This window comes from Pseudofrankia asymbiotica (genome assembly GCF_001983105.1).
In the GTDB taxonomy this organism is placed as follows: Bacteria; Actinomycetota; Actinomycetes; order Frankiales; family Frankiaceae; genus Pseudofrankia; species Pseudofrankia asymbiotica.
Map to the genome: position 1 here is coordinate 90,304 of NZ_MOMC01000048.1, position 23,133 is coordinate 113,436.

The 23,133-nt window shown below is 73.5% G+C and carries 19 protein-coding genes; 11 read left to right on the plus strand and 8 right to left on the minus strand.

The genetic code is table 11. From position 1 onward, the window contains the following. Window positions 1-78 precede the first annotated feature (78 nt). Complete coding sequence (gene shc / locus BL253_RS23870; protein WP_096336072.1) at window positions 79-2,262, plus strand: squalene--hopene cyclase; 2,184 nt, start codon at window positions 79-81, stop codon at window positions 2,260-2,262. Next, the gene (gene ispH / locus BL253_RS23880; protein WP_081438615.1) at window positions 2,259-4,007 is read left to right on the plus strand and encodes a 4-hydroxy-3-methylbut-2-enyl diphosphate reductase; all 1,749 of its coding nucleotides are present in this window, start codon (window positions 2,259-2,261) and stop codon (window positions 4,005-4,007) included. Before shc ends, ispH begins: the two co-directional genes overlap by 4 nt. A 145-nt stretch (window positions 4,008-4,152) precedes the next feature. Here ispH and BL253_RS23885 read toward each other — a convergent pair whose 3' ends face one another. Beyond that, on the minus strand, window positions 4,153-6,609 hold the full coding sequence (locus BL253_RS23885; RefSeq protein ID WP_158230403.1) for a protein kinase domain-containing protein: 2,457 nt from the start codon (window positions 6,607-6,609) through the stop codon (window positions 4,153-4,155). 196 nt (window positions 6,610-6,805) lie between these two features. Further along, complete coding sequence (locus tag BL253_RS23890) at window positions 6,806-7,366, minus strand: winged helix-turn-helix transcriptional regulator (RefSeq protein ID WP_081438616.1); 561 nt, start codon at window positions 7,364-7,366, stop codon at window positions 6,806-6,808. A gap of 625 nt (window positions 7,367-7,991) precedes the next feature. Between BL253_RS23890 and hpnH the strand changes: the two genes are divergently transcribed. After that, window positions 7,992-8,993 (plus strand): adenosyl-hopene transferase HpnH, encoded by a 1,002-nt coding sequence (gene hpnH / locus BL253_RS23895; protein WP_076819337.1) that lies wholly within the window; start codon window positions 7,992-7,994, stop codon window positions 8,991-8,993. Window positions 8,994-9,190: 197 nt separating this feature from the next. Here the strand turns inward: hpnH and BL253_RS23900 are convergent, their stop codons facing one another. Both BL253_RS23900 and BL253_RS23905 read right to left on the minus strand, forming a co-directional pair. Then, window positions 9,191-9,892 carry a TetR/AcrR family transcriptional regulator gene (locus tag BL253_RS23900; RefSeq protein WP_076819338.1) on the minus strand — a complete coding sequence of 234 codons (702 nt, stop codon included), beginning with the start codon at window positions 9,890-9,892 and terminating at the stop codon, window positions 9,191-9,193. A gap of 189 nt (window positions 9,893-10,081) precedes the next feature. Further along, entirely contained in the window at window positions 10,082-11,662 is a 1,581-nt protein-coding gene (locus BL253_RS23905) for an MFS transporter (protein WP_241835058.1), read from the minus strand. Between the two features lie 547 nt (window positions 11,663-12,209). Between BL253_RS23905 and ureG the strand changes: the two genes are divergently transcribed. Together ureG and BL253_RS23915 are read left to right on the plus strand one after the other, a co-directional pair. After that, window positions 12,210-13,031, plus strand: a complete 822-nt coding sequence (gene ureG / locus BL253_RS23910) for an urease accessory protein UreG (protein ID WP_076819339.1) — start codon at window positions 12,210-12,212, stop codon at window positions 13,029-13,031. Further along, a complete protein-coding gene (locus tag BL253_RS23915) occupies window positions 13,028-14,005 on the plus strand; it encodes an urease accessory protein UreD (protein ID WP_076819340.1) in 978 nt (325 codons plus the stop codon). The genes ureG and BL253_RS23915 overlap by 4 nt, the downstream gene beginning before the upstream one ends. Before the next feature lie 16 nt (window positions 14,006-14,021). Here the strand turns inward: BL253_RS23915 and BL253_RS23920 are convergent, their stop codons facing one another. Both BL253_RS23920 and BL253_RS23925 read right to left on the minus strand, forming a co-directional pair. Next, complete coding sequence (locus tag BL253_RS23920; protein ID WP_081438625.1) at window positions 14,022-14,711, minus strand: class F sortase; 690 nt, start codon at window positions 14,709-14,711, stop codon at window positions 14,022-14,024. Then, complete coding sequence (locus tag BL253_RS23925) at window positions 14,708-15,157, minus strand: hypothetical protein (protein WP_076819341.1); 450 nt, start codon at window positions 15,155-15,157, stop codon at window positions 14,708-14,710. Before BL253_RS23925 ends, BL253_RS23920 begins: the two co-directional genes overlap by 4 nt. Window positions 15,158-15,366: 209 nt before the next feature. Between BL253_RS23925 and BL253_RS23930 the strand changes: the two genes are divergently transcribed. The 3 genes from BL253_RS23930 (at window position 15,367) to BL253_RS23940 (ending at window position 18,421) form a co-directional block, all read left to right on the plus strand. Next, the gene (locus tag BL253_RS23930) at window positions 15,367-15,843 is read left to right on the plus strand and encodes a hypothetical protein (protein WP_076819342.1); all 477 of its coding nucleotides are present in this window, start codon (window positions 15,367-15,369) and stop codon (window positions 15,841-15,843) included. Window positions 15,844-15,999: 156 nt separating this feature from the next. Then, a complete protein-coding gene (locus BL253_RS40435) occupies window positions 16,000-17,748 on the plus strand; it encodes an ATP-binding protein (RefSeq protein ID WP_076819369.1) in 1,749 nt (582 codons plus the stop codon). Further along, a complete protein-coding gene (locus BL253_RS23940; protein WP_076819370.1) occupies window positions 17,717-18,421 on the plus strand; it encodes a response regulator transcription factor in 705 nt (234 codons plus the stop codon). The genes BL253_RS40435 and BL253_RS23940 overlap by 32 nt, the downstream gene beginning before the upstream one ends. Here BL253_RS23940 and BL253_RS23945 read toward each other — a convergent pair. Then, window positions 18,411-19,250, minus strand: a complete 840-nt coding sequence (locus tag BL253_RS23945) for an urease accessory protein UreF (RefSeq protein WP_076819343.1) — start codon at window positions 19,248-19,250, stop codon at window positions 18,411-18,413. The two genes, BL253_RS23940 and BL253_RS23945, sit on opposite strands and share 11 nt — an antisense overlap. A 136-nt stretch (window positions 19,251-19,386) precedes the next feature. Between BL253_RS23945 and BL253_RS23950 the strand changes: the two genes are divergently transcribed. The 3 genes from BL253_RS23950 to BL253_RS23960 all read left to right on the plus strand — a co-directional run bounded on the left by BL253_RS23950 (window position 19,387) and on the right by BL253_RS23960 (window position 22,700). Then, window positions 19,387-19,743, plus strand: coding sequence for a hypothetical protein (locus BL253_RS23950; protein WP_076819344.1), 357 nt, complete (start codon window positions 19,387-19,389; stop codon window positions 19,741-19,743). 205 nt (window positions 19,744-19,948) lie between these two features. Further along, window positions 19,949-20,884: a phytanoyl-CoA dioxygenase family protein gene (locus BL253_RS23955; RefSeq protein WP_076819345.1), complete on the plus strand. Its 936-nt coding sequence runs from the start codon at window positions 19,949-19,951 to the stop codon at window positions 20,882-20,884. A 187-nt stretch (window positions 20,885-21,071) separates the two neighbouring features. Further along, window positions 21,072-22,700 (plus strand): LCP family protein, encoded by a 1,629-nt coding sequence (locus BL253_RS23960; protein WP_198946374.1) that lies wholly within the window; start codon window positions 21,072-21,074, stop codon window positions 22,698-22,700. A 50-nt stretch (window positions 22,701-22,750) separates the two neighbouring features. Here the strand turns inward: BL253_RS23960 and BL253_RS23965 are convergent. Next, the coding region (locus tag BL253_RS23965; RefSeq protein WP_198946375.1) for a transposase at window positions 22,751-23,133 on the minus strand (383 nt) is incomplete at its 5' end.

The window sequence follows — 23,133 nt, forward strand, 5'->3', positions numbered from 1 at the left end:
TGAGGCGAGCGCACGCCTGGGCCTCGCCGAGGCCCTCGACGCATGGCTCCCCCATCCGGACCCGGAGGAGATTCGGCTATGAGCCTGACCTCGGACCCGTCCCCGGCGACGCCGACGACGCAGCCGACGTCCGCGCGGCCGGGATTCCTCCCGGATCGGCGAAGCCGATCCGGGAGGTCCGCCGTCGCCGGGCCTCTGCTGGTGACCACCCGACCCGGTTTGCGTCCTGGCGGGGCCGCTCCCGACTTCGCGCCGCCCGTGGCCGAACCGGCCGCGAGCGACGTGAAGGACGCGCGTGGCGTGAGTGACGTGATCACGCCCGCGCTGGCCGCGATGCTGGCTCCGTCCGCGACCGGGGTGGCCGAGCAGGCCGCCGTCGCGACGGCGCGGGCCCGGGACTATCTCCTTTCCCTGCAGTCCGACGAGGGCTGGTGGAAGGGCGAGCTCGAGACCAACGTCACCATGGACGCCGAGGATCTCATGCTCCGCCAGTTCCTCGGCATCCTGACGCCCCAGCTGGCGGCCGAGACGGGTCGGTGGATCCGGTCACGCCAGCTGCCCGGCGGCGGCTGGGCGACGTTCCACGGCGGCCCCGCCGACCTGTCGACGACGCTGGAGGCCTACGTCGGCCTGCGGCTGGCCGGCGACGCGCCGGACGCGCCGCACATGCTCGCCGCCGCGTCGTTCGTGCGAGCGCACGGTGGTCTCGCGGCGACGAGGGTGTTCACCAGGATCTGGATGGCGCTGTTCGGTGAGTGGCCCTGGGACGAGGTCCCGGTGCTGCCGCCCGAGATGATGCTGCTGCCGAGCTGGGTCCCGCTCAACGTCTACGACTTCGGCTGCTGGGCCCGCCAGACGGTGGTCGCGCTGACCATCGTCGGGCATTTCCGGCCGGTCCGGTCGCTCGGCTTCACCATCGACGAGCTCAAGGTCGCCGGCCCGCGGCCCGCGCGAGCGCCGCTGATCAGCTGGGAGGGAGCCTTCCAGCGGATGGACGCGGTGCTGCGCCGTTACCAGCGCCGCCCCGTCAAGGTGCTGCGCGACCTGGCGCTGCGCCGGGCCACCGAATGGGTCGTCGCCCGGCAGGAGGCCGACGGCGGCTGGGGCGGCATCCAGCCGCCCTGGGTCTACTCGATCATGGCGCTGCACCTGATGGGCTATCCGATGAACCACCCGGTGCTGGTCGCGGCGATCGAGGGGCTGGAGACGTTCACCACCCGGGAGCAGACCCCCGAGGGTGTCGTGCGCCGGCTGGAGGCGTGCCAGTCCCCGGTGTGGGACACCGCGCTCGCCGTCGTCGCGCTCGCCGACGCGGGCCTCGCCGGGAGCCACCCGGCGATGCACAAGGCCGGGGAGTGGCTGGTCCGCGAGGAGGTCACCGTCCCTGGCGACTGGCGGGTACGCCGGCCGAACCTGGAACCGGGCGGCTGGGCCTTCGAGTTCGCCAACGACGTCTACCCCGACGTCGACGACACCGCCGAGGTGGTGCTCGCGCTGCAGCGGCTGCTGCACACCGGACTCGACGACGCCGACCCGTCGCTGGCCGGGCAGGCGCGCGGCGCGGTCGAGCGGGCRGTCAACTGGTCGGTCGGGATGCGCTCGTCGAACGGGGCCTGGGGGGCCTTCGACGCGGACAACGTCCAGCGGCTGGCGACCAAGATCCCTTTCTGTGACTTCGGCGAGGTGATCGACCCGCCGAGCGCCGACGTCACCGCGCACATGGTCGAGATGCTCGCCGACCTGGGCCGGGCCGACCACCCGGTGACCCAGCGGGCGGTGCGCTGGCTGCTGGACAACCAGGAGCCGGGCGGTTCGTGGTTCGGGCGCTGGGGCGTCAACCACATCTACGGCACCGGCGCGGCCGTACCCGCGCTGATCACCGCCGGGGTGGCGGCCGACCATCCGGCGATCCGGGCGGCGGTCCGCTGGCTCGTCGCCCACCAACGGCCCGACGGCGGCTGGGGCGAGGACCTGCGGTCCTACCGGGACGAGGCATGGGTGGGCCGAGGCGAGCCGACTCCCTCGCAGACCGCGTGGGCGCTGCTCGCGCTGCTCGCCGCCGACCCGACCAACGAGGCGGTCGACCGGGGCGTGCGCTGGTTGTGCGCGACCCAGCGGCCCGATGGCGGCTGGGACGAGCCCTACTACACCGGTACGGGCTTCCCCTGGGACTTCTCCATTAATTACCACTTGTACCGGCTGGTGTTTCCATTGGCGGCTCTCGGCCGGTACGTGACCCTCACCGGGCGGTCCGCGGCATGAGCAGCATCTCAGCATCCGAGAACACCGGCGATCGTCATTCTGGCGGCGCACGGGCGGCCGGCGGCGAACCAGCGCCGCCGTCGGCCCGCGGTGGCGCGGAGTCCGCGACACCCGCGCCGGCCGGCCAGACGCCGGCCGCGCGGCCCGGCTCGCCGCCCATCCCGCTGATCCCGACACAGGCGGTCGGCACCGGCCCGAGCTGGAAGCCCGGCCGCCCGCCGCGTCGCGCCCGGCTCGTGGTCGCCGCGCCGATGCGCGTGGAGGCGATGGCAGCCAGCCGGTCGGGCCTGCCGACGGACACCGTCGTCATCCGTACCGGGATGGGCCCCGAGCGCGCCAGCCGCGCCAACCAGGCCGTGCGCGCGGCGAAGCCGGACGCGGTCGCCGTGGTGGGCGTGGCCGGCGGGCTCGCGCCCCGGGTACGGCCCGGGGACGTCATCGTCGCGAGCGAGGTGCGGACCGGCGACGGCACGGTCACCGGCCGCTGCCCGTCCGCGCCACTGCTGGCCGGCGAGCTGCGTCGCGCCGGGCTCACCGTGCACGTCGGGCCGATCGTGTCGGTGCCACGGCTCGCGGTCGGCACGGCTCGGGCCGAGCTGGCCGCGACCGGCGCGATCGCCGTCGACATGGAGTCGGCCTACCTCTCGCCAAGCGCCGCCGGCCGGCCGTTCGCCGTGATCCGGGTGATCGTCGACACCGCCGCCGAGCCGCTCGGCCGCCTCGACCTCGCCCGCCGCGGTCTCGCCGGGCTGCGCACGCTGCGCCGGCTCGGCGAGCCGCTCGGCGCCTGGGCGGCCGCGGTCGGGCAGCGCCGGGTGCTGCTCGCCGAGCCGCGGGCGTTCTGCGCCGGCGTCGAGCGGGCGATCGAGGTGGTCGAGCGGGCGCTGGAGATCCACGGCGCGCCGGTCTACGTCCGCAAGCAGATCGTGCACAACACCCATGTCGTCAACGACCTGGCCAACCGCGGGGCGGTCTTCGTCGACGAGCTGGACGAGGTGCCGACCGGGGCGACCGTCGTCTTCTCCGCGCACGGAGTCGCCCCGATGGTGCGCACGCACGCGAACGACCGGCAGCTGTCGGTCATCGACGCGACCTGCCCCCTGGTCGAGAAGGTRCACGCCGAGGCGCGCCGGTTCACCGCGCGCGGCGACACGGTCCTGCTCATCGGCCACTCCGGGCACGAGGAGGTCGACGGCACGCTCGGCGAGGCCCCGGGGCGGATCACGCTCGTCGAGTCGGCCGAGGCCGTCGGCTCGATCGAGGTCGAGGACCCGGAGCGCGTCACCTACCTCATGCAGACAACCCTCGCGGTCGACGAGGCCGAGGAGGTCGTCGACGCGCTGAAGGACCGGTTCCCGGCGATCGTCGGGCCCGGCTCGGCCGACATCTGCTACGCGACGTCGAACCGGCAGAACGCGGTGCGCCGGGTCGCGGCCGAGGCGGATCTGGTGCTCGTCGTCGGGTCGGAGAACAGCGCCAACTCGCGCCGGCTCGCCGAGGTCTCGCGGCGCGACGGCACAGAGTCGCACCTGGTCGAGAGCGTCGACGAGGTCCGGTTGGACTGGCTCGTCGGCGCCGACACCATCGGCATCTCCGCCGGCGCCTCGGCGCCGCCGGACCTGGTCGCGGCGCTGTCCGACGCGCTCGCCGGGCTCGGCGCGACGTCGGTGTCGACGAGGTCGATCGGCACCGAGTCGATCGCGTTCACCCTGCCGAAGGAGGTCCGCCGCCCCCAGGGCGGCTGACCCCGGGCGAGGGCTCAGCGCAGAAGCGACGGATTGTCCTTGTAATGCCTCCCCACCGATCTGCCAGACCCGGCCTGGTGCTCGTCCGTACCTTTGGTGTTCGTCAGGCGTGGCAGGCAGATCGTCGGGGACCCCGGGCCTGTGGTCAGCGCAGTAGTGAAGGTTGATCCCTGTAGATCTCCCTAAGCAGGGACATGTCGAACAGGTCGTCGACGTCGACGCGGTAGCCGGCGCTGAGCAGGGCGCGCACGTTCCTCTCGGCGAGGTCGGGCGTGACGGTCAGCAGGCCGCCCCGGCGGGTGTCATCGCTGACGATCAGCGTGTTCTGTATCTGGTTCATCGCGAGCTGGGTTCGCTCGTCCAGGCTGGTGGCGTACTTCGTCACCGTCAGCCGGGCGCCGGCCGCGGCGCTCCTGACGTTGTCGCGCCAGCCGCGGATCTCCGCGGTCAGCGCCGCCCTGATCGCGGCCCGGTTGTGGGTGACGGCCTCGACCGAGGCGACGTACACCGACGACACGATCGGGTAGCCGTGGTCGGCCAGCAGGAACGTCGCGAGCTCGACGCCGGCGAGGCGCAGCCGCAGCGCGATGTCGAAGACATGCGAGAGCAGCCCGTCGATCTCGCGGGCGGCGAGCAGCTCGTCCGGCGAGCCGTCGCTCACCTGGGTGATCGTGTCGATGCTGATGCCGTTGGCGGCGAGGAAGGTGTCCCAGATCTGCTGGGCGCCTTTGTCCACCCAGATCCGCTTGCCGTGAAGTTCGGCCGGCGAGCGCAGCGCCACGTCGCCGGGTGACGCGATCACCCACGGATAGCGCTGGTAGAGGGCGCCGACGGCGCGGGCCGGGGTGCCGCGGATGATCTCGCGGGCGAGCACGTCGACGGCGCTGAAGCCGAGCAGCGCCTTGCCGGTGGTCACCGCCTCCTCGGCGCCGAGCGTGCCGGGGCCGCCGGGCAGCAGCGTGGCGGTCCTGAAGCCGGCGTCGCGGTAGTAGCCCCGGGAGTCGGCGAAGTAGCAGCCGGCGAACTCCACGTCCGGTGTCCAGGACAGCTGCATCCGCAGGTCCGCGGGGATCGTCCCGTCGCGCAGCGAGGACGCGCCGCCCGAGGCCGGGCCGCCGGCACCGGCGACCGGCCTGTCCCGCCGCCGGTCGCGACGGATCGCGAACGCCGTGCCGCCGCCGGCGGCGGCGAGAGCCACACCGCCGGCGATCAGGCCGCGCCGGGTGAGATCACGCCGCCTGGTCTGGCGCGTCGAGGCCGCGGAAGGGAACGCGGCGTCCGCCCGCTCGGGCGCCCAACCGGGGGTGGCCGGCGGGTGCCATCGGAATCCGGCGGCCGCCGACTCGGCGTGCGGGGCGGCTTCGGCGTGCGGGGCGGCTTCGGCGCGTGGGGCGGCTTCGGCACGCGGCGTGGCTTCGGCGCGCGAGGCGGCCGTTCCGGCCGGCCGGCCCGGTCCGGCGCGGGCCACCGGGACGTTGGTTCCCGGTGGTACGGACGTTCCCGGTACGGACGTTCCCGGTGGCCCAGGCGGGCGTGGCCTGGAGGTCCCCGGCTCCGCTGGCGTGCTCACAGGCCACAGACCGCCCGTGTCGTTGCCGGGGGAGAACCGCGAGCCGGGGGAGACCCGCGAGAGGAAGGCTGTCGTCGTCTCCGGGGCGGGGCCGGGCGTCCGGGCGTCGCCGGCGAGGTCGCGCAGCATGCGGGCGGCGGAGCCCGCGGTCAGGCGCGCACGCGGGTCGTGCGTCATCAGGCCGTCGAGTACCGGCCCCAGCGGTCCGGCGTGGACGGGGCGCGGCGGCGGGAACTGGGCGTTGAAGGCGTACCGGACAGCGTCGGTCGGGGTCGGGAACGGGGCCCGGCCCTCGACGGCGGCGTAGAGCGTGGCGCCGAGGGAGAACAGGTCGCTGGCGGGGCCGGCCTTCTCCTTCCGCAGCCGCTCGGGCGCCATGTAGACGGGGGTGCCCGAGATCGAGGTGACCTGGGTCAGCGGTGCCCGGTCGAGGTAGGTGGCGATGCCGAAGTCGGCGAGCTTGACGCGGCCGTCCGCGGTGATGAGCACGTTGGCCGGCTTGACGTCGCGGTGCAGGATGTCGTGGCGGTGCCCGTGGTCGAGCGCCTCCACCACGGCCAGCCCGACGCGGGCGGCGACCGCCGGCGAGAGCGTCCCGTCCTGGCGGATCACCTGGTCGAGGGAGCGGGATGACGCGAGCAGCTCCATGACGATCCAGGGCGCGTCCGGCTCCTCGACCAGGTCGTGCACGACGACGACGCCGGGATGGCCGGCGAGCCGCGCGGCCGCGCGCGCCTCCCGGCGGGCCCGCTCGGCGCGGTCGTGCCGGTCAGCCTCGGTCGGGTCGTCGCCGAAGCGGATCTCCTTGAGCGCCCGGTTGACGCCGAGGAGGGTGTCGTTCGCCAGCCAGACGGTGCCCATCCCGCCTCGTCCCAGCGCGTGCAGCAGCAGGTAGCGGCCAGCGATCAGCCGTCCCTCGCCGGTCGCGCCGCTCGGGGCGCCGAAACCCAGCGGCGGACCATCGCGTCGCGGTCCCGGCGGTGCGCCCGCGGCACCCGAGCTCGGGGCGGACCGCGGGGGCGGGGCGGGCACGCGCGGCGTCGAGGCCTCCCATGGGCCCGTCGCCGGCGCGCCCGGGCCGCCYGGGCCGCCTCGCGGGCCGGGCGGGACTGGCGTCGAACCGGCGTCACCGGTCATCGCTGTATCACGTCCGTCTCCCGCCCCGCGTGCGCGCCGATCCGGCACATGGCCCAGGATCGATCATCGCATCCCGGCCGCGGCCGGAGGTTCAGGAGGTGACGGGCGGCCGGGCCTTCCTKGAGATCTCCCTGGGGTTCTCGATGACATGCCCGTCCTCGCACATGTGCTGGACCCGAACCGGAGCGCCGCAGCCGGTGTGCGTGAACGTGGCCGGGGGGCCGTCCTGGCCGGCCAGATGACGGTCGCCCCACTGTCGCAAGGCTGACAGCACCGGGGCGAGCTCCCGGCCGGCGGGGGTGAGCCGGTACTCCCACCTGGTCCGCGCGCCCGCCTCCCGGTAGGTGACCCGTTCCAGCACGCCCGCGCGCACGAGGCCCGCGAGTCGGTCGGTGAGCACGGCGCGCGGCGCGCCTGTCGCCGCCTGGATGGCGTCGAACCGGCGTACCCCGATGCTCACCTCACGGATGACAAGGAGTGACCACCGTTCGCCCACCACCTCCAGCGCGCGGGCGATGGAACAGACGCGTGGCTGCGTCAGGAGCGATGGGGTCGTCGAGGTCGTGGCGGTCGTGGCGGTCGTCGGGGTGCCCGCCGATCCGCGTTCTGCCTGATCGACCGACGTCTGATCGACCGACGTGTTCCAGGTCATGCAGCACCCCGGATTGGCGGGGTCGCGGGTGCCTCCATGGGTGCTAGTCTAAGTGCCGCCCTCGTCTAGGTTCGCAGACCGAACTCAGAAGAGTGTTGGCTGTGTGAGGTCTGCTGGTAGCGGTTCCGGCGGCGGTGGTGCTGGCGGCGGCGGTGCTGGCGGCGATGCCCGYGGTGCCTGGCGAGCGCCGTCGGCGGGGTGGTGCCGGGCTTGGAGCCGGACGCCGGGCGGGCGCGGGGGCTGGGCCGCGGAGATCGAGCGGCGATGGYGGTACCTTCTACAGGTTTGTCGCGGCTTCGGCTGGGACAAGTAGTCACGTCGAGTGGCGAGATTCCGGGCGGTCGTGCACACTGCGCGTACGTTGCTGTCCGTGAAAGGTGCGCGCCGCATGCTGCTCACCTCCGGGGCACCTCCCAGAAATAGACGCGGACGGTAGCGGAAYKCCCCCGGAGTGGCCCCGATCCGAGGCGTCTCCCTGGGTTTACCTGATCGACATGCATGCTCGACATACAGCTTGTATGTTGCCGGTGGGGTCGACATACAGGCTGTACGTACTCGCTGTATGGTGATCCCCAGGCGACCCCAGGTCACCACCCGGCGRCCTGACGAGAGGGGGACATCTGCCGTGGCGGTTCAGTGGCGCTACTCAGTCCGTGTCGGGTCCTACCTGGCCAAGCAGAAACTGTTGCGGAAGAAGTTCTTCCCGCTCGTCCTGGAGCTGGAGYCACTCTTCGCCTGCAACCTGTCCTGCACGGGCTGTGGCAAGATCCAGCATCCGGCCTCCGTGCTCAAGCAGCGGATGGACGTTGAGGACGCACTGGCGGCGGTCAAGGAGTGCGGCGCTCCGGTGGTCGCGATCGCCGGCGGCGAGCCGCTCATGCACCCGCAGATCCACGAGATCGTGAATGCGCTGATCAAGCGCAAGAAGTTCGTCATCCTGTGCACGAACGGTCTCCTGCTGCAAAAGAAGCTGAAAAACTTCACTCCGTCGCCGTACTTCACCTTCGTCCTCCACATCGACGGCCTGCGTGAGCGGCACGACGCCATCGTGGAGAAGGAGGGAACGTTCGACGAGTGCGTCGAGGCGTTCAAGGCCGCCAAGGCGGCCGGATTCCGGGTCGGCACGAACTCGACGTTCTTCAACAACGACAGCCCGCAGGACGTCATCGACATCCTGAACTTCCTGAACGACGATCTGAAGGTCGACCAGATCCAGCTCTCGCCCGGGTACGCCTACGAGAAGGCGCCCGACCAGGAGCACTTCCTCGGGGTCCAGGAGACCCGGGAGATGTTCTCGAAGGTGTTCGACGAGGGTCGGCGCAAGAAGTGGCGGCTGAACCACTCGCCGATCTTCCTCGACTTCCTCGAGGGCAAGCGCGAGCTCGCCTGCACCGCCTGGGGCATCCCGAGCTACTCGCTCTTCGGCTGGCAGAAGCCGTGCTACCTGATGAGCGACGGCTACGTGGGCTCGTACAAGGAGCTCGTGGAGACGACCGACTGGGACAAGTACGGCCGTGGCAAGGACCCGCGGTGCGCGAACTGCATGGCGCACTGCGGCTATGAGACCTCCGCGGTGCTCGCGACCATGGGCTCGCTGAAGGAGCAGGTCCGCGCGATGCGCATGTGACCGCGGTATGCATGTGACGTTGCGAGCTGTTCCGCACCAGCCTGTCGGACGTCTCGCGTCCCTTAGCTGATGCGGGTTGACTCATGGCGTGCGAAGGCCCGCCCCGAAAGGGGCGGGCCTTTTCGTATTCACCCTTGATTGACGCGGGTGACGCGGGTGACGCGGGTGACGCGGGTGACGCGGGTGACGCGGTCAGGTCATTGGGCGGCCGGCGTCGTGTCGTCGGTGGGCTGGTTCGCCGGCCAGGTGGCCATCGTCTCCAACGGCCGTGAACCGATGCGGACGAGGCCGGACATGAGGCGGTCCAGCGCGACGCCGGTCTCCTGGCGGGCGGCCAGCGGATCAGCGGCCCTGGCGATGTAGAGGCTCGCCTCGGCGAGCAGGGCCGCGACCAGCCTGGTCAGGGGCGCCACCGGGATCGGGTCGATGGTGTTCTCCGCGATCGCGCGCTCCAGCCACTGTGACAGCAGCCGGTAGCCGTGCGTCTCGACCAGCGTGTTCCAGGCGTCGTTACCGAGCACGGCCGGGCCGTCCACCAGCACGATCCGCTGGAAGTCGGTGTCGGTCCGGGTGGAGAAGTCCAGCAACGAGTGGAAACCGGTGCACAGCTGGGTCCAGGCGTCACTCGGCTCGCTCGCCTCACGGGTCAGCTCGCTCTCGACAAGTGCGTCGGCGACCTCGCTGGCGACCTCCTTCATCACCTCCTGGAACAGGTCCGCCTTGTCCCGGAAATGGTGATAAAGCGCCCCTCTGGTCACGCGCGCGTCGGCGACGATCTCCTCGGTCCCGGTGGCCGCGTAACCCTGTTCGGCGAACCGCCGGCGGGCGGCGGCCACCAGCGCCGCCCTTGTGTCCGCTTTGGCTTCCGCCGTCCTGTCGTCGCGGCGGGCCCTGGTCACCGCTCGATTATGGTGTACGGCGGGCAGTTCCATCACGCCGAACCAAGGGCGCGGCCAGGCATGACACCCGTCCCGGCCACGACGTCCGAGTCGCCCGTGGACACCATCGGCCGGCTGTGCCAGCACCCGTCGGTTCGGTCGACGGCCGGAGTTTCCTCGCCTTGCGCGAGCCTGGTTCCTGGGCGAGCTTCAGATGCCCACCGGCGCGCTGGYCGCGCCCGTCCCGCCAGCGGCGGCGATGTCGTGGTCGCCCGCCGTGCCCAGCCGGATCCCGGGGATGGCCAGGATGGCCGCGAGCCCGACCAGTGTCAGCGGCAGCGCGAGCAGCCAGGCGTGCCCCAACGCGCTCCCGTACGCGTGCCGCACGACCGCCGCGACCGGCCCCGGCAGTTCGGCGAGCCGCGGCACGCTGTGCGCGTCGGCGACGCTGCCCGCGGGCAGCCCGGCGGAAGCGAGGCCGGTGCCGACCAGACGCGCCGCCCGATCGCCGTAGACCGCCCCGATCGCCGTGACGCTCGCGGTCGAGCTGAGGCTGCGGAAGAAGGCGACGGTGCCGCTCGCGGCCCCGAGATCGCCGCGCGCCGTGGCGTTCTGGACGACGACCAGCAGGTTCTGCGCGGTCATGCCCAGGCCGACGCCGACGAGCGCCAGGTAAGCCCCGACCGCGAGCAACGGCGTGTGTGCCCCGATGGTCGTGAACAACGCGATCCCGCCGCACAGGCATATCGCGCCGCCGACGAGGATCCCCTTGAAATGACCGGTGCGGCTGATGGCGTGGCCGCCTATGTTGCTCGACACCGCGAGGGCGCAGACCATCGGTGCGGTCAACAGGCCGGACACCGTCGGCGTGCAGCCGCGGCCGAGCTGGAAGTACTGGCTGAACAGCAGCGGGACGGTGATCGACACGGCGCCCGTGACAACGGTCGCGACCACCGCGAGCACGATGGTCCGCTCACGGAACAGATGCGGCGGCACGATTGGCTCCGCGACCCGCGTCTCGACGAGGACGGCGAGTCCCAGCGCCGCCACGCCGCCGAGGAGCAGAGCGAGCCCCGTCCCGGACACCCAGCCGACCAGGTCGCCCCCCAGCGTCAGCCAGAGCAGCAGCAGGCCGACGCCGCCGGGGATGAGCGCGGCGCCGAGGTAGTCGATCCGCACGGGCCGGCGCTCGTTCGGTATCCGCAGCGTGCGCCCCAGCATCACGAAGGCCACCGCCGAGAGCGGCACGCACAGGTAGAAGCACCAGCGCCAGCCCAGCCCAGGCGTGTCGACGATCAGGCCACCGACCAGCGGCCCGGAGACGTTCGAGATGGCCCACGCCGAGCCGACGTAGCCGTTGTAGCGGGCCCGCTCCCTCGACGGGACCATCGCCGCGAGCGCGACCTGCGTCAGCGCGCTCGTGCCGCCGGCGCCGACGCCCTGCACCGCCCGCGCGGCGATCAGCCACGTGGTCGAATGCGCGAGCCCCGCCAGAGCCGACCCGACCGTGAAGATCGCGAGGCCGAGCATGAGCAGCATCTTCTTGTCCAGCAGGTCGGCGAGCCTGCCCCAGACCGGCACCGTCGCCGTCATCAGCAGCAGCGTCGTCGCGACCACCCAGGTGTAGTCAGTCGAGCTGCCGTGCAGGTCGCCCATGATGCGCGGCAGCGCGTTCGCCACCACCGTTCCCGCGATCATGGTGACGAACAGGCCCAGCACGAGCGCCCACACCGCCCGCCTGATCTCTCCCGGCGTCATCGGCGTCGGCGCCGCCGGCCCCGCCAATGCCATCGACACCGCTGGTCCCGGCGGTCCCGGTCGCGCCGAAGACGCGGCGACCGGCCTGGGCATGGCCTCGGCGTCGCCGCCCGCGGCGGCTGGGCGAACGGCGTCGTCCGGCTGGCCGCCGGGCGTTCCGCGGACGTTGTCATGCGGCCCTCCCGGCCGACCTGCCCGACGGCCGACCTCCCGGACCGTCGCGCCGATCCGGCGGGAACCCCGCCGCCGATCCGGCGGGAACCCCGCCGCCGATCCGGCGGGAACCCCGGGCTCCGCTGATCGGAGGAGCCCACGGCCCCGCCGATCGGCGACAAATGTTTAGTTAATACAAAGTAATCTGCATACGGCCTGTCGCGCGCGGCCTCGGCGTAGCCGCCGGGAGGGCCCTCGGGCGGGCCAGGCGGGGAGAGTTACGGAAGGGTCATCTGCGCGGCCTAGGCTGGCAGCGGCGGCGGATGCCGCGCGATGACCAGGTGGTTCGGCGGCCCAGTGCCGGGCCGGCCCACGTCGCCGCGCGGTGAGCCCCGCGAGCAGACGAGTTCTCATCCCGGGAGGCGGCGTGCACCTCGACCACGATCATGGCCAGCACGAGCATGGCCAGTCGCCGCTCGGAGGCGCGATCGGCGGCGGGCCCGTGACGGCGGTTGGCTGGCAGACGACGGCCCCGCTGACACCCGCGGCCCCGCGTGCCGTACCGGCCGGGCGGGCGGTGCGGGTCGGCATCGGCGGACCGGTCGGCAGCGGCAAGACCGCGCTGGTCGCCGCGCTGTGCCGGGCGCTGGCCGGCAAGGTCGACCTCGCCGTCGTGACCAACGACATCTACACGACCGAGGACGCCGACTTCCTGCGTCGCGCCGGCGTGCTCGACCCGGCGAGGATCCGCGCCGTCGAGACCGGCTGCTGCCCCCACACCGCGATCCGCGACGACATCACGGTCAACCTCGACGCGGTGGAGGACCTCGACGCGGCGTTCGGCCCGCTCGACCTGATCCTGGTCGAGTCGGGCGGGGACAACCTGACGGCGACCTTCAGCTACGGCCTCGTCGACAGGCAGATCTTCGTCGTCGACGTCGCCGGCGGGGACAAGGTGCCGCGCAAGGGCGGCCCTGGCGTGACCAGCAGCGACCTGCTCGTCATCAACAAGACGGACCTCGCCCCGCTGGTCGGCGCGGATCTCGCCGTGATGGCACGCGACGCCGAAGCGGTGCGCCACGGCCGCCCCGTGCTGTTCACCAGCCTCGTCGAGGACCGCGAGGCGACCGCCGTCGCCCGCTGGGTCCTGGCCCAGCTGGTCGAGGCACGCACCGCCAGCGCCGGCGCGAACGAGGCCAACATGGCACCGCTCGCGGCCGTCGGTGTCGACCTGCCCGGCGCTCGGTGAGCGCCGGCCTCGACCGCGGCGTGGTGCGCGCGCACGAGGTGCGCGCGCACGCCGTGCTGCGGGTCGAGGCCGGTCCGGACGGCTCCGCGCGGGTCGTCGAGGCACGTTCGGCCATCCCGCTCGTGCTGCGGCACACGGATACCACCGTGCCGCGGCGGGCCCCATCCGGGGCTGCCCCGGAGCGAGACGAGGCCAGGCGGGTACAGGATCTGACGCCGCCGGTGTTGCCGACCGTGACCATGCACCTGGTCGGGGCGGCCGCCGGGCCGCTCGCGGGCGACCAGCTGCGGCTCGACATCAGCGTCGGGCCCGGGGTCCGGCTGGTGCTGCGCTCGGTGGCCGCGACGCTGGCGATGCCGGGGCACGGTCCCGGCCCGTCCGTCATGGAGATCCACGCCGACGTCGCGGCGGGCGGGGCGCTCGATCTGCTGCCGGAGCCCACGGTCGCGGTGCGCGGCTGCCGGCACCGGATGGTCGGGCGGGCCGTGGTGGCCGCCGGGGGCTGGCTGCGCTGGCGCGAGGAGGTCCTGCTCGGCCGGTTCGGTGAGCCGTCCGGCCAGGTCGAGACGGACCTGCGCGTCGACATCCGCGTCCCGGCCGACGACCCGAGGCTCCCGGCGGGAGACCCGACGGTCCCGGCGGACGAGCGGCGGCCGCTGGTGGGCGACCGGCCGCTGCTGCGCCAGCAGTTGCTGCTCGGCCCCGACGTCCCCGGCCTGACCGGTGCCGCCCTCCTCGGTTCCGCCCGCGCCGTCGGCTCCCTCCTGATCGCCGCGCCCGCGGCCCTCTCCCAGCAGGCCTCGGGCCCTGGCCCGGCCGGGCTCGGCGTGCCCGCGTCCGTCACCGCGCCGGCCGCGTCCGGCGGCGCCCGCACCCCGGGCGGAGCGGCGGTACTGCCGCTGGCGGGCCCCGGCGTGCTGGTCACCGCCCTGGCCGCCGACGCCGTCACCCTGCGCCGTCACCTCGGCCCCTGAGGACTCCGCCTCTGGCTCAGCCCAGATGGGCGAAGACGACGACGTTGTCGACGTAGTGGCCGGTGGAGTGGTCGAAGCTACCGCCGCAGGTGATCAGGCGGAGCTGGGCGCCGTCGCCCGAGTGGTAGACCTGCTCGTCCGGGAAGTCGGCCTTCGTGTACTCGGCCAGTCTGTCGACGACGAACGTCGCGGTCGTGCCGTCCACCCGGTCGACGAGGACGGTGGCGCCCGCGCGCAGTCCGCCGAGCCGGTAGAAGACCGCCGGGCCGGTCTTCGAGTCGACGTGGCCGGCGATCACGGCCACGCCGTCGTCGCCCGGCTCCGGGCCGGCGTGGTTCCAGCCGACCTCGGTGAACCCGGTCGGGGGGATCAGCCGCCCCGCGCCGTCCAGGTCCAGCGGCACGACCGGCGCCGTCACGGAGATGTCCGGCACCCGCAGCCGCACCGGATCCGCGGCCTTGCCCGCCGCCGCGGGCTGCCCGCTGTGCCCACCCGCCGTGCCCGCCGTGCCCTCAATGGCGCCCGCGATGCCCGTCGAGCCGGGCGTGCTGGTCCCCGCGGCCGGGCTGGCCGCGGGCGGCTGATCGGCGTCGGACCCCGCACCGCAGCCGGTGAGCGCGGCCGGTACCAGCGCGAACAGGACCGTCAGCGCCGCGGCGGCGCGCCGGCGGCCGGCGAGACCGCCGGCCGCCGAGCTCGTCGTCATCCGCGCGCGCTCGCGCGCCGGCGCCGCCACCCGCCGAAGCCGGCGAGCGCGCCCACGCCGATGACCCCGGCGGTGAGCGGGAGAGCGGCATCGTTGTCGTGGCCGGCCCGCTGGGTGCCGCCGAGGCCCGTGTCCACGCCGCCGCGCGGCTGGACCGGCACGTCGGTCGAGCGAGGGGGGAGCGAGCGGGCGGGGGCCTGCGCGGGGGCCGGGGTGGCGGTGCGGGGATCGGACGGGTTCCCGGGGGCCGGCGCCGGTGCGGCCGCGCGGGTCTCGGGGGGCGGGGCCGAGGCGGTGGCCGGGATCGGCGCCGGGGTCGCGGCGCCGGCGGCCGTCGCCGGCAGCACCACGCCGGCGGCGACGCCACCGATCAGTGTGGCCGCGAGCGCGGAGGTGGTGAGAAGCCGCCGGGCGGCCTGAGCCGGAGGCTTGGGAGCGTTCGTCACTGGGGTGCCTCGATCCTGTCCATGACATCCAGGCCCACCGGGACCGGTGGCTGGCGTTGCCGGCCGGGACTGGTCTCCCGGCCAGGACCGAGCCTGTCGGCGGCCTGTGGGCTGACTGTGAGACGACCGTGAGAGGCCTCTCACGCAAGGTGGCCCACTGGGGCGAGCGCGGATCGGGCGGCAGGGCGGGTTCGCCTACGATGGCTCCCATGGCGGATCAGCCGGGTATCCCGGACACGCCGGGGGTGGCGGTCGGAGCCGGGGCGGCGCCGGAGCTGGAGGCCCGAACAGGAACCTGGCGGATCGGCCTGGCCGCGCTTGGGCTCGCGGCGGTCGTCGGTGGGCTGGCCGCCGCGGTCGTGTCGGCCTCGAGCGAGCCCCGCCCGCCGGACCTGGGCGGCCCCATCCTGGCCAGGGGACCGGTGTCCACGTCCGCGCCGGCGCCCTCCACGTCCCCGTCGCAGATGCCAGCCCCGACACCGGCGCAGATTCCCGGGGGGCTCGAACGCCGTGGCCCCTACCGGTCGAGCGCGGCGACGGCGGTCCCCGTCCGCCCGGTGCCGCTGCCGATCGACCCCACGACGGACAGTCCGCGCGCCCCTCGGACGGCGGCGCCGGCACCGGCACCGGCACCGGCCACGGAGTCGGCTCCGGCATCGGAGCCAGCCGTGAGGTCCGCGCCATAGGCAGTCCGTGGGTGACGGCCGCGGGCGGATGGTGGATGAGAGCCTTCTCATCGTGTCCTCATCCGTGGCTTCGGTGGCGCCCGGACGCTTGAGCGCATGGCGCCTGGGCGGCCGAGGGCCCGCGGGCTGGGGCACGGCCTGGTGAGGATCCGCGTGGTGGCGGGATCCGCGCGGCTGCGCATCCTCGGCTGGCAGCTGCTGCTCGTGGCGCTCGCCCTGGCCGGCTCCGTGCTGGCCGCCCGCCAGGTGCTGCTCGCGCGGGTCGATGAGCGGGTCGACCAGGGCCTGGCCAAGGAGGTCAGCGAGCTGCGGCGGTTCGTCGGGTTCGTGGACAGGAGCGGCGACCCCGTCACCGGGCGCTCGCGGTTCACCGACGTGCGCGCGCTGCTGGAGGCATACCTCGAACGGGCGATCCCGGACCGCAACCAGACGATGCTCGCCCTGGTGGATGGTGAGCCCGCCTATCGGAGCGCCGAGACGCCGCCGTACCAGCTGGAGAACGACCGGGCCGCGATCGCGGCGTTCGTGTCCTCGACGTCGGCCGGCCAGCCCCACTACGGGCTGGTGACGACGCCGGCCGGTGTCGTGCGCTACGTCGCCGTCCCGGTGAGCGTGCAGGGCCGCCCAGCGCGAGGCGTCTTCGTGTCGGCCGTGTTCGTCGACCGGGAGCGGGCCGAGGTGGGCGAGGTGGTCAGGGTGCTCGGCGTCGTCGGGTTCGGCGCGCTGGCGGTGGCCGGCGCCGCCGGGTGGATGGTCGCGGGGCGGGTGCTCGCCCCGGTGCGGATCGTCCGCCGGACCGCTCAGACGATCACGGAGACGGACCTGTCGCGCCGCATCCCGATCGGCGGCGGCTGGGGAGTCCGTCGGCCACGCCGMGTCGCCACCGGTGCTGGCCACGGCGCGCGCGACCCGAGCGGTGGCGGCGACCCGAGCGGCGGTGGGTCAAGTACCGGCGACCCGAGTACCAGCGACCCGAGTGCCGGCGGGTCGGGTGGCGGCGGGTCGGGTGGCGGTGGGTCGGGTGGCGGTGGGCCCCGCGGGCGTCGCCGGACCGGTCGGGATGAGATCACGGAGCTGGCGCGGACGTTCAACGGCATGCTGGACCGCCTGGAGCAGGCGTTCGCGACCCAGCGCGCCTTCGTCGACGACGCCGGCCATGAGCTGCGCACTCCGATCACCATCATCCGCGGGCATCTGGAACTGCTCGGCGACGACCCGGACGAGCGCGCCGAGACCGTCCCCCTCGTCCTCGACGAGCTCGACCGGATGAGCAGGATGGTCGACGACCTGCTGGTGCTCGCGAAAGCGGAGCAGCCCGACTTCCTGCGCCGTGAACCGGTGGATCTCGCCGTCTTCACCACGGACCTGTTCGTGAAGGCGCGGGCACTGGCGCCGCGCGCGTGGCGGCTGGACGGGGCCGGCGACGGCCGCCTGCTCGCCGACCGGCAGCGGCTGACGCAGGCGCTGCTGCAGCTCGCGCAGAACGCGACCCAGCACACCAGGGCCGGCGGCGCGATCGGGATCGGTTCGGCGGTGGACGACGACATCGCGCGCTTCTGGGTGACCGACTCCGGTCCCGGCGTGGCCCCGGCCGACCGGGCGCGCATCTTCGAGCGCTTCGCCCGCGGTGCCCCCACGCGGCCACCGTCGGCGGCCGGCGGCGGCGCGGGGCTCGGGCTCGCGATCGTGCGGGCGATCGCGACGGCGCATGGCGGTGCCGTCCGGGTGAGTGGTGAGCCCGGCGAGGGCGCGACCTTCATCCTGGAGCTGGGCCTGCTGGACCAGGGCGCTCGCGATCACGAGCCGCGTCGTCCCACGCCGCGCGGTACCGAACCGGGCGGCGCCGAACCGAGTGCCGAGAGGGGAGGCGGTGGTGACGAATCGGGTGCTCATAGCCGAGGATGAGCGACGGATCGCCTCGTTCGTCGCGAAGGGTCTGCGTTCCAACGGATTCGTCCCGACCTGCGTGAGCGACGRCGAGTCGGCGCTGGAGGTGGCCCTGTCCGGGGAGGTCGACCTGCTGGTCCTCGACATCGGACTACCGGACCTGGACGGCTTCGCGGTGCTGCGCCGGCTGCGCGCCGCCGGATCGAGGCTCCCCGTGGTGGTGCTGACGGCCCGCGACGGCGTGCGCGACACGGTCGCCGCCCTCGAAGGCGGGGCCGACGACTACATGAGCAAGCCGTTCCGGTTCGAGGAGCTGCTGGCCCGCGTCCGGCTACGGCTGCGGMCCGGGCCGGCCACCGCCGAGCCGACCGTGCTGCGCAGCGGCGACCTCGCACTCGACCTGCGTACCCGCCGGGCACACGTCGGCGACCGGATGGTCGACCTGACGGCGCGCGAGTTCGTCCTGGCCGAGACGTTCCTGCGCCACCCCGGCCAGGTGCTCGCCCGCGAGCAGCTGCTCTCCGCCGTCTGGGGCTACGACTACGACCCCGGCAGCAACATCGTCGACGTCTACGTCGGCTACCTGCGCCGCAAGCTGGGCGCCGCCCACATCAGCACGGTCCGTGGCATGGGCTATCGCCTGGAAGCCTCGACGCCGCCTGCCGCCGACGCCGCCGGGATCACGATGTGAACATCCGGACCGGTGCCGCGCGGTGGCGCTCGGCGAGCAGGTCGAGGCGGACGGCGGACGGGGCGGGAAGCAGGTCGGGCCTGCCCGCGGCCATCGCGGCCTCGGCCGCGGCCCAGGCGTCGGCGGCGGTGGTCTCCATGGCGCCGGCGAGCCTGGCCTGCAGGCCGGTGACGGCGAGCGGGTCGAGCCCGAGCAGCCGGGTGGCGGCCGAGGCGGGGCCGCCGACCGCGCCGTAGACGGCGGCGAGCGCCGCGTCCGCCGGCTCGAGCCCGGCCGCGGCGGCGACCACGCCGAGCGCGATCGGGTGATGGGGCGCGGCGGGCAGCTCGGCGCCGCCCGCCGGACCCTGGCCGTCCGGACGCCGGCCGTCGGGTTGGAAGATCCTCGACAGGTCCCAGGCGGCGCGGCCCGCGCGCAGCAGCGTCCGGCCCTGCGCCCGGCTCGCGTCCCGCTGCGCCGGCGACGGGGTACGGGCGTCGAGCTCGGCGTCCAGCGCCGCTAGTCGGGCCGCGCGGTCCTGCCCGGCCGCCGGGATGTCCGGAGTGTCGGGAGCGGCCGGAGTGCCCGGGGCTCCCGCCAGGTCGGTGACGGCGACCAGGCAGGTCTGGCAGGCCGCGGCGGCGAACGACGCGGCCACCAGGCCGGCGGTGCCGAGCCGGCCGAGCAGGAAGGCGGCCAGGTCGTCCAGGTCGGTCACGCCGCCGTCCACCACGGCCGCCTCGACGCCGCCTGAGTGCGCGTGCCCGCCGGCCGGCAGCCGACCGTCCGCCAGCACCAGCAGCGCGGCGCGGGCTCCGGGCCGTCGCTCGCCTGACAAACCTGTGATCACGGCCCCTCCGATGCGCTAGCGTCGCCGCCGGCCTGGTCATGGTCCCCAAGAGCCCGGCCTGGTCATGGTCCCCCAGAGCCACAGTTCCCCTAGAGCCGCAGTTCCCCAGAGCCGCGGTCCCCGAGGAGGCAGTCCCGTGCCCACGGAGTTATCCAGCCTCGCGCACCSGCCCGCCCGCGGTGAGGCGGCGCAGGCCGGCCCTAGCACCGTCGTGGACGCGGCGCGGACCGCGCGGCTGTTCGCCCAGCCAACCACCCGGCCCGGCCCTGGGCGGCAGCGGCGGTCCCGCGCGGCCGCCGTGGCCATCGCCGCTGCCCTCGCGGTCGGCTCGCTCACCGCGTGCGGGCACAAGCACCCGCCCAAGCCGGCCAACTTCTCCTGCGCGGCCAACTCCAAGGCGGAGTGGTCGGACAAGGAGAAGCGGTGGGTGTGCGTGCCCAAGTCCAGCGGCGGCTCCTCCGACGGTTCGTCGGGGAGGAAAAAGAAGAAGTAGCGGCGCGTCCGCGCGGCGGCGACGCGCCCAGGCCGCTCTGGTGGGTCCGGGCCACGCTGGTGATCCGACTTACGTCGCCGCTGGTCACGGCGGCGGGCAACGCGGTGGTAACAGGAGCGACCTAGCGTCAGGGGTTGTCCATCCGTCCACGGAACGCGGCCGCGCCGCGCCACCGGCGGGTACCGAGACGCGGGAGGGCAGCCGCATGCAGACGGCCACCGTGCTGGCGACGCCGGCGACCCTGCTGGTCACACCGGCGACGTTCGGTGTGTTCGACGTCGACTGGGCCGAGGTCGACTGGCCGTCGCGTACGCCGGCCTCCGCCGGCGAGCTGTCCGGGCTCGCCGAGATCGAGGAGTTCTACCGGGCCTTCGGTTTCGTACTGCTGCGCGGGCTGGCTGGCGACGAGCTGACCGCGCGGATGGAGACGGAGTGCGCGGCCGTCCAGGACGACGTGCTCGCCGGCAGGGTGCCGGAACGGCACGGGTCGACGAAGTATCTGGACGACGTCGAGAAGGCCGAGAGGTTCGTCAACTACGTCGAGCACGTCCAGGAGCTCTCGCCGGCCGTGCTGGAGGCGGTCGCCCTGCCGCCGCTGCTCGCCGTGATCCGCCGGCTGATCGGTGACGGTGCCTGGCTCAACTCGTCCGACAAGGCCGGCGTCGTCTACCAGGACTCCCGGCCCGGCCGCGAGTCCGGCTACACCCGGATCGGCTGGCACTCCGACTGGCAGGCGATGCCCAGCGTCGACGTCTGGCCGGGGCTCGCGTTCACCTTCCACCTGGACGCGACCAGCCCGGCGAACGGCTTCCTGCGCGTCGTCCCCGGCAGCCACAACTGGGCGACCCCGGCGCCGTACCGCAACGTCAACAACGTCGCGGTGCCCGAGGACGCCCGGCCCGCCGGGGGCTACACCGACACGCCGGCCCCGTTCCCGATGCCGCTCGGCTTCGACAAGGTCCCCGGCGAGGTCGCCGTCTACGCCGAGCGCGGCGACGTGATCCTGCACGACGGCTACCTGTGGCACTCCGCGTCGCGCGCCACCGACGACGCCGGGATCCGCCGGCACGTCCGCGGCGGCTATTTCGGCGGCGACGAGRCCAACTACCGTCCCCAGTTCCTCAAGAACGCCGCCCGCTGACCCGTCTCGCCCGTCTCGCCCGTCTGATCTGCGCCCTTCGCCTGGTGAGAGCTCATCAGACGTGGCGCCCGCTCCGCGGCTCCCAGCCGGGCAGCTGGCCGGACGCGCTCCGTGCTCACTCATCGTCAGGGTGCCACCGCCGGTTGACGCCGACATGGGTCGCTGGACGGAATTAGCGCGATTTATCATGGCCCGTCGAGCGGATCCGCGAGAGCGGCAGCTGCGAGGGAGGCGGGCGGCTTTGGCACGGGCGTCACTTCCTCCCCACCTGGACCCACGTCCAGACGGCCCGGGTGGGCCGAGGGCGAAGCCTGCCTCGGGCGGTCGCCGGGCGCTGCGTGCGCTGCTCGGGACGGTGTCGACGCTGGTGCTGCTGGTGAGTGTGGGCGGCTGGGTGACGTACACCTACGCCAACGGGAACATCAACCGGATCGGGCTCGACCTGGGTGACGACCGGCCGGGCGAGAAGCACGGCGTGGAGAACTACCTGGTCGTCGGTACGGACAGCCGGGCGGGGTCCGACGGCGAGTTCGGCAACGCCCCCGGCCAGCGATCGGACACGACGATCCTGGTCCATCTCGCGGAGGACGGCACCACGACGATGGTGTCCTTCCCCCGCGACACTCTCGTGACGGTCCCCGAGTACACCGACTCCGCCGGCAAGCACCACGCGGCACACAAGGACAAGTTCAACTCGGCGATCTCCGACGGCGGGCCGTCGCTGCTGGTGAACATGATCGAGGACCTGACCGGCGTCCGGGTCGACCACTACGTCTCGATGGACCTCGAGGGCTTCAAGGCGATCACGGACGCGATCGGTGGCGTCGACGTCTGCGTCCTGGCCTCGAGCTTCCGGGACCACTTCAAGGACGACAACGGCAGGCCGAGGGTTAGCACCAACACGAACGACCCGATGAGTGGCTGGCGCGGCGGGCCCGGGGAGAACATCCATGTGAACGGCAGCCAGGGCCTGGCGTTCGTCCGGCAGCGCCACGGCCTGCCGACCGGCGACATCGACCGCATCAAGCGCCAGCAGMAGTTCATCGGAGCGGTGTTCCACAAGGCGATGACCGGCGACGTGCTGACGAACCCGGTCAAGCTGCAGGGCCTGCTCTCCACGGCCACGTCCGCGCTCACCCTGGACGACAAGACCAGCATCAACGACCTGCGTGACCTGGCCACCCAGCTGCGCGGCGTGGCCGCCGGCTCGATTCACATGGAGACCCTGCCGACGCACGCGCCCACCAAGGCCGAGGGCGGGATCGGGAACAGCGGCAACATCATGCTGCACGGCGTCGAGACCTCCGTGCAGATCTACAACCCGGTCGACCTCGCCCGACTCGTCACCCCGCTCGGCGGTCATGTCGACGGCGTCGAGGACACGGCGTCCCCGACCACCGAGCCGGCCCCAGGCCCGGTCACGGTCCCGCCGTCGCAGGTGACCGTCGCGGTCTACAACGGCTCCCACCGGTCGGGGCTCGCGGCTCAGGTCACCAAGGACCTGACAGAAAAGGGCTTCCACGTCTCCGGCACTCTCACCGCCGAGTCCCTTACCTACACCGCGTCTCGGGTGCTCTATGGCGCGGGCAAGGATGACGCCGCGCGTACGGTACAGGCAGCCGTTCCCGGCTCCGTCCTGCGCGCCGACCCGACCGTCACCGGGATCCACCTCATCGTCGGCTCGGAGTTCACCGAGGTCGTGGCTCCTGTCATGGCTGGAGCCGGGGGTGCCTCGGGCGGCGCCACCTCCAGCCCGGCACCAGCCCCCACGGCGGCGGCCCCGCAGGCCCCCGCCGCTCCGAACTGCACCTACTAGCCGCCGCACCACGAGCTAGTGCGCTGACCGCGAACGTGTGCCGGGGTGGGTCAGGCGGCGTGTGGTCGTGGTCGTCCCCATCGTTGTTGGCGTTCGGAGCGGACGCGGGCGCGTTCGCGGCGTTGGGCGGCCAGGACGGAGGGGTCGCGGGCGTGGGTGTTGCGCCAGCGTAGGTATGCCTGCAGGTGGCGGGCCAGCGCGGGGTGGTTGGGGTGGTTGGAGTTGTTCATGACGAAGGACCGGACCGGGCCGAACTGGGCCTCGATCGGGTTGGCCCAGGAGGCGTAGGTCGGGGTCAGGCACAGGTGCACGTCGTTGCGCGCCGCCCAGCGCAGGATCTTCGGGGTGGTGTTGACCGACAGGTTGTCGCAGATGACGTAGACCGGGGCGTTGTCGGGGCGGGCCGCTCGGATCGACTGGAAGGCGGCCAGGG